Raw genomic sequence first — 2475 nt, 5'->3', positions numbered from 1 at the left:
GATATCTCGCCCGAGTGAGTTGTGGCCTGTAGCCGTGGGTTTCGGCGGCCCTCTTCCTGCTTGCTCTGCCGAGCGTGTCGCTTAGGCGGCGACGACCTCGATGCCGAGCTTCGCGGCGACCTCGGGGTGCAGACGCACGGACACCTGGTGCGAGCCCAGGGTCTTGATCGGCGAACCGAGCTCGATGCGACGCTTGTCGACCTCCGGGCCACCGGCGGACTTGATCGCCGAAGCGAGGTCGGCCGGGGTGACGGAGCCGAAGAGGCGGCCGGCGTCGCCGGAGCGAACGGCCAGACGCACCTTCACGCCTTCGAGGCGGGCCTTGATCTCGTTGGCCTGCTCGATGGTGGCGATCTCGTGGATCTTGCGGGCGCGGCGGATCTGCGCCACGTCCTTCTCGCCGCCCTTGGTCCAGCGGATCGCGAAACCGCGCGGGACCAGGTAGTTGCGGGCGTAGCCGTCCTTGACGTCGACGACGTCGCCGGCGGCACCGAGGCCGGAGACCTCGTGAGTGAGGATGATCTTCATGATTCGGTCACCCTCCCCTTATCGCGCGGTGGACGTGTAGGGCAGCAGCGCCATCTCACGGCTGTTCTTGACGGCCGTGGCGACGTCACGCTGGTGCTGCGTGCAGTTGCCGGTGACGCGGCGGGCACGGATCTTGCCGCGGTCGGAAATGAACTTCCGCAGCATGTTCGTGTCCTTGTAGTCCACGTACTGGGTCTTGTCCTTGCAGAATGCGCAGACCTTCTTCTTAGGCTTGCGCACAGGCGGCTTCGCCATGGTGTTTCTCCTGTGTGATCAAGAAGTGGGGTACGAGCCCGCCCTTAGAAGGGCGGCTCGTCCGAGTAGCCGCCGCCGGAGCTTCCGCCCCAGCCGCCTCCGCCGCCCCCGCCGCTCTGCGGCTGCTGGCCGCCGGCCGGCGCGCTGGTCGCCCACGGGTCGTCGGCGGGTGCACCGCCGCCGCCCTGCTGGCCACCACCACCGGAGCCGCCGCCCCAGTTTCCGCCGCCGCCCTGCTGGCCGCCGCCGCCGTAGCCGCCCTGGCCACCGCGACCGGTGGTCTTGGTGACCTTGGCCGTGGCGTTCTTCAGGCTGGGGCCGACTTCCTCGACGTCCAGCTCGTAGACCGTGCGCTTGACGCCCTCGCGGTCCTCGTAGGACCGCTGCTTCAGCCGGCCCTGCACGACGACGCGCATGCCTCGCTGGAGCGACTCGGCGACGTTCTCCGCCGCCTGCCGCCAGACCGAGCAGGTGAGGAAGAGGCTCTCGCCGTCCTTCCACTCATTGGTCTGCCGGTCGAAGGTGCGGGGAGTGGACGCGACGCGGAACTTCGCGACCGCCGCACCGGACGGGGTGAAGCGCAGCTCGGGGTCGTCGACGAGATTGCCGACGACCGTGATGACGGTCTCGCCTGCCATGGGTGAACCTCTCGGCGGGGATTGCTTCTGGCTGCTTGTTGCTACTCGGACCCGTTGACGCTGAGCCGGTGGCTCAGTGGGTCTCGGGGCGGAGGACCTTGGTCCGGAGGACCGACTCGTTCAGGTTCATCTGTCGGTCGAGCTCCTTGACGACCGCAGGCTCGGCCTGGAGGTCGATGACCGAGTAGATGCCCTCGGGCTTCTTCTTGATCTCGTAAGAGAGACGACGACGGCCCCAGGTGTCGACCTTCTCGACCTTTCCGTTGCCCTCACGGACGACGGAGAGGAAGTTCTCGATCAGCGGGGAGACAGCGCGCTCCTCGAGATCGGGGTCGAGGATGACCATCACCTCGTAGTGACGCATGTGGAACCCACCTCCTTTGGACTCAGCGGCCACGGTCGTTCCGTGGCAGGAGGGTCGTGATGCGTGAGCAACGGTATCTGCCGCCACTGACAATCCGGCTCGTCGGACGAGGGGATCGCGTTCTGGCCAGGGCAGACACCGGTGCAGACCGTACAGACTACCCGCACGGTGGCTTCCTGTTGAAATCCTGCTGCCTGCGGGCGCAATCTGTACACATCGGGTGTGCGCGGCGCTACGATGCGCCGCCTCCGGCAAGGCCAGGAGGTGCCAGATGGCACAGGCAATGCGACCGAACCCCTCCACGTCCCTTTTCTCGACCGACGGGAAGTCCCATCCGGTCCAGGACACGCTGATGGTGGTGACACTGGCGCTGGGGCTTCTCGCCTTGGTCACGGCGTTCTTCCACCCGCTGCACCTGATCAGTTCCTGGGCGGGGCTGGTCGGGATCCTGACGGGGGCATACGGACAGTTCATCTCCGTGACGACCCGCGAGCGGTTCCTGATCATCATCGGGCTGGGCGCCTCGGCGGTCGGCTTCTTCCTCGGCATGGCGCACGGCGGTCTGTTCGGCGGGGTGATCGGTTAGGGCCGCGCGTTCGGATCCGGTGCGGTCCGGACGCGCGGCGGGGGGGGGGGGGGGCGGGGGCGGGGGGGGGCGCGCCCCCCCGCCCCCCGCCCCGCGCCCCCCCC

At 68.2% G+C, this 2475-nt stretch carries 5 protein-coding genes; 1 reads left to right on the top strand and 4 read right to left on the bottom strand.

What is annotated here, in order from left to right; all coding sequences use genetic code 11:
- Positions 1-81: 81 nt before the first annotated feature.
- From rplI to rpsF, 4 genes are all read right to left on the bottom strand, one after another.
- Complete coding sequence (rplI, locus tag ACFXPK_RS19290) at positions 82-528, bottom strand: 50S ribosomal protein L9 (protein WP_384994226.1); 447 nt, start codon at positions 526-528, stop codon at positions 82-84.
- Positions 529-546: 18 nt separating this feature from the next.
- Positions 547-783 carry a 30S ribosomal protein S18 gene (gene rpsR / locus ACFXPK_RS19285; protein ID WP_003967857.1) on the bottom strand — a complete coding sequence of 79 codons (237 nt, stop codon included), beginning with the start codon at positions 781-783 and terminating at the stop codon, positions 547-549.
- A 44-nt stretch (positions 784-827) separates the two neighbouring features.
- The gene (locus tag ACFXPK_RS19280) at positions 828-1421 is read right to left on the bottom strand and encodes a single-stranded DNA-binding protein (RefSeq protein ID WP_384994228.1); all 594 of its coding nucleotides are present in this window, start codon (positions 1419-1421) and stop codon (positions 828-830) included.
- A 73-nt stretch (positions 1422-1494) separates the two neighbouring features.
- Complete coding sequence (gene rpsF / locus ACFXPK_RS19275) at positions 1495-1785, bottom strand: 30S ribosomal protein S6 (RefSeq protein WP_006604399.1); 291 nt, start codon at positions 1783-1785, stop codon at positions 1495-1497.
- A 271-nt stretch (positions 1786-2056) separates the two neighbouring features.
- Here rpsF and ACFXPK_RS19270 point away from each other — a divergent pair, with 271 nt between their 5' ends.
- Positions 2057-2371 carry a hypothetical protein gene (locus ACFXPK_RS19270; RefSeq protein ID WP_384994230.1) on the top strand — a complete coding sequence of 105 codons (315 nt, stop codon included), beginning with the start codon at positions 2057-2059 and terminating at the stop codon, positions 2369-2371.
- The last annotated feature ends 104 nt before the right edge of the window (positions 2372-2475 follow it).

The organism is Streptomyces sp. NPDC059142 (assembly GCF_042755665.1).
GTDB lineage: Bacteria > Actinomycetota > Actinomycetes > Streptomycetales > Streptomycetaceae > Streptomyces.
This window is presented reverse-complemented; position numbering and strand designations above follow the sequence as displayed.